Here is a 3,994-nt window from a genome sequence, read left to right as displayed (position 1 = left end):
CTTTTTGACAGCATCACATTTCAACAGGTTAGAATCGCTGGCACGCAGACTGCATGGTCAGTTTGTGCCTCGTCTTTACGCTTCTGGAGTACTGCCTTTGAATGCGACGACCATCAACAGCCTGTTCTTGATCGGCGCGTTGCTGGTAGGCGCAAGCATTCTTGTCAGCTCGCTGTCTTCACGTCTCGGCATTCCGATTCTGGTCATCATTCTCGCGGTCGGCATGGCGGCCGGGGTCGATGGTGGCGGGATCATTTTCGATAACTACCCGACGGCCTATCTGGTCGGCAACCTCGCCCTGGCAGTGATCCTGCTCGACGGCGGCTTGCGTACGCGGGTGTCGAGTTTCCGCGTGGCGTTATGGCCGGCGCTGTCGCTGGCCACGGTCGGGGTGTTGATCACCACCGGGCTGACCGGCATGGCCGCTGCGTGGCTGTTCGACCTCAATCTGATTCAGGGCCTGCTGATCGGCGCCATCGTCGGTTCGACCGACGCCGCTGCGGTGTTCTCGCTGCTCGGCGGTAAAGGCCTTAACGAACGGGTCAGCGCCAGTCTGGAAATCGAATCCGGCAGCAACGACCCGATGGCGGTGTTTCTCACCGTGACCCTGATCGACATGCTCGCCAGCGGCGAAACCGGCCTGCACTGGAGCCTGCTGACCCACCTGATCCGCGAGTTCGGCATCGGTGGCGTGATCGGTCTGGGCGGCGGCTGGGTGATGCTGCAACTGGTCAACCGCATCAATCTCGCCGCCGGGCTCTATCCGATCCTCATCATTGCTGGCGGTCTGGTGGTGTTCGCGCTGACCAACGCCTTGCATGGCAGCGGCTTCCTCGCTGTCTATCTGTGCGGCCTGGTCATCGGCAACCGCCCGGTGCGCAGCCGCCACGGCATTCTGCACATGCTCGACGGCATGGCCTGGCTGGCGCAGATCGGCATGTTCCTGGTGCTGGGCCTGCTGGTCACGCCCCACGATCTGCTGCCGATCGCCCTGCCCGCCCTCGGTCTGGCGCTGTGGATGATTCTGTTCGCGCGGCCGCTGTCGGTGATGGTCGGCCTGCTGCCGTTCAAGGCCTTCCATGGTCGTGAAAAAGCCTTTATTTCCTGGGTCGGCCTGCGCGGCGCGGTGCCGATCATTCTCGCGGTGTTCCCGCTGATGGCCGGCCTGCCGCAAGCGCAGCTGTATTTCAATCTGGCGTTCTTCATCGTACTGGTGTCGCTGCTGGTGCAGGGCACGAGCCTGCCGTGGGTGGCCAAATTACTCAAGGTGACCGTTCCGCCAGAACCCGCACCGATATCCCGGGCGGCACTGGAAGTGCACGTCACCAGCGAGTGGGAACTGTTCGTTTACAAGCTCGGCGCGGAGAAATGGTGCATCGGTTCGCCCCTGCGTGAGCTGAAAATGCCCGAAGGCACACGCATCGCGGCGCTGTTTCGTGGCCAGCAATTGCTCCATCCGTCGGGTAGTACGGTGCTGGAAGTCGATGATTTGCTGTGTGTTATCGGTCATGAACACAACTTGCCCGCCCTCGGCAAACTGTTCAGCCAGGCGCCGCAACGCGGCCTCGATCTGCGTTTCTTCGGCGACTTCGTGCTCGAAGGAGACGCCCAGCTTAAAGCGGTTGCAGCGCTGTATGGCTTGCCGGCCGAAGGCATCGATCCGGACATGACCCTGGGTGCGTTCATTGCGCAAAAAGTCGGGGGTGCTCCCATCGTCGGCGACCAGGTGGAGTGGAACAACACCCACTGGACGGTCGCGGTCATGGACGGGAACAAGATCGGCAAAGTGGGCGTCAGATTCCCCGAAGGAAGTCGCCCGGGCCCCGGACTCTTCCTCTAAACTGCCTCCACTCTCACTTGCTTGACCGGTCTCTATGCCTACCCTGCGCTCCTTTTTCGCCGCGGCCCTGCTGGGCCTCAGTCTTGTCGTCGGCCCGCTGCATGCTGCCGAACCACCGTCCAGCGATGCCGTGCAGGCCAGCCTCGACAAGCTGGCCGACAGCAAACTGCCGGACGCCGACAAGAAGACCCTGCAGACCGTGCTGCAGAACACCCTCAATCAGCTGAACAACCAGCGTGATTACGAGCAGAAACTGATCGATCTCAAGCGTCAGCTGGCCAACGCGCCGAAGCAGACGATTGAAAATACCCGCGAACTCAGCCGCCTCAAGGCCACCGCACCGGTGCCGGTCGCGCAGCGTTTTCCGAAAGAGTCGATCCAGCAACTGGAGCAGATCCTTACCGATCGCTCGACCCAGCAGAGCGATCTGCAAAAAGCCCTGGCCGAAGCCAACAGCCTGATCATCACCGCGCAGACTCGCCCCGAGCGTGCGCAGGCGGAGATCTCTGCCAGCCAGACGCGCATCCAGCAGATCAACACCATCCTCAAATCCGGCAAGGACACCGGCAAAACGGTCACCGCCGAACAGCGCGACCAGTTGAACGCCGAACTCGCCGCACTCAATGCACTGATTCCACTGCGCCGCCAGGAACTGGCCGGCAACACCCAGTTGCAGGATCTGGGCAATGCTCAGCATGACTTGCTCTCGGAAAAATCCGATCGTCTCGACCGCGAGATCCAGGAACTGCAAACCCTGATCAACCAGAAACGTCTGGCGCAGTCGCAGGAAACCGTTACCCAGCAATCGATCGAAGCGCAGAAGGCCGGCGGCAGCAGCCTGCTGGCGAGCGAGAGCGCGACCAATCTCAAGCTTTCCGACTATTTGCTCAAGAGCACCGACCGTCTCAACGAAGTCACGCAGCAGAACCTGCAGACCAAACAGCAACTCGACACCCTGACCCAGAGCGATTCGGCGCTGGACGAGCAGATCAGTGTGCTCAAGGGCAGCCTGCTGCTGTCGAAAATTCTCTATAAACAGAAGCAGGCGCTGCCGCACTTGAAGGTCGACCGTGACCTCGCCGACCAGATTGCCGATATTCGCCTGTATCAGTTTGATGTCAGCCAGCAACGCGAGCTACTAAGCAACCCGGCGACCTACGTCGACAACCTGCTGGCGACGCAGCCGCCGGAGCAAGTTACTCCGCAACTGCGCAAGAGCCTGCTCGATCTGGCCAACACCCGCGCTGATCTGCTCGAGCGGCTGAACCGCGAGTTGAGCGCGATGCTCAATGAATCGATCACCCTGCAGCTCAACCAGAAACAATTGCTGAGCACCGCGCAAAGCCTGCGCGCGACCCTCGACGAACAGATGTTCTGGATCCCCAGCAACAAACCGCTGGATGTGGAATGGATGCGCGGTGTGCCCGAGCGCCTGGAGCGGCAGGTCAACACCTTGCCGTGGGCGTCGAGCCTGAGCGAACTGGCTGACGGCCTGACCCAGCGGCCATTGCTGTTCTTGCCTCTGGCGCTGCTGATCGGCGCCCTGTTGTGGCGCCGCAAGGCGCTGTACGGACGACTCAACAAGGTTCACCAGGACATCGGCCACTTCAAGCGCGACAGCCAGTGGCACACGCCGCAGGCGATTCTGATCAACATCCTGTTGGCGATGCCGGTGGCGCTGGGTCTGGCGCTGTGCGGCCTGGCCCTGCAGATCGACGCGCGCGGGCAGAACGCCAACATGGGCGCGGCGCTGTTGCAGATGGGCCAGGCCTGGCTGGTGTTCTACACCGCGTACCGGATTCTTGCGCCGGGTGGCGTGGCGGAATTGCACTTCCGCTGGGAGAAGCCGCAGGTCGAGTTCCTTCAGGGCTGGGTGCGTCGATTGGGCCTTGTGGTCATGGCGCTGGTGGCCGTGGTGGCCGTCGCCGAGTTGCAACCAGCGGCGCTGGCTGATGACGTGCTCGGCATGCCGGTGGTGCTGACCTGCTACGCCTTGATGGCGTGGCTGCTCAGTCGCCTGCTGATCAGCAGCCCGACGCACCAGAACGCTTCGCTGTTCCGCAAAGCCGTCGGAGTGATGTTCACCCTGCTGCCGATCGCCCTGTTTGTCGCGGTGTGCTTCGGCTACTACTACACCGCGCTGAAACTCAGCGA

1 protein-coding gene and 1 pseudogene are annotated in these 3,994 nt (G+C 61.9%); both read left to right on the top strand.

All coding sequences use genetic code 11. The features are described from left to right. Window positions 1-97: 97 nt before the first annotated feature. Entirely contained in the window at window positions 98-1,840 is a 1,743-nt protein-coding gene (locus tag D6877_RS10005) for a potassium/proton antiporter (protein WP_024011302.1), read from the top strand. A gap of 34 nt (window positions 1,841-1,874) precedes the next feature. Then, window positions 1,875-3,994: pseudogene (locus D6877_RS10000) on the top strand (mechanosensitive channel MscK); the annotation flags it as partial.

The organism is Pseudomonas sp. Sample_9, from assembly GCF_004307535.1.
GTDB lineage: Bacteria > Pseudomonadota > Gammaproteobacteria > Pseudomonadales > Pseudomonadaceae > Aquipseudomonas > Aquipseudomonas mercuritolerans.
Note: the sequence above shows the minus strand (reverse complement) of the source record. Positions and strands in the feature narration are given on the sequence as shown.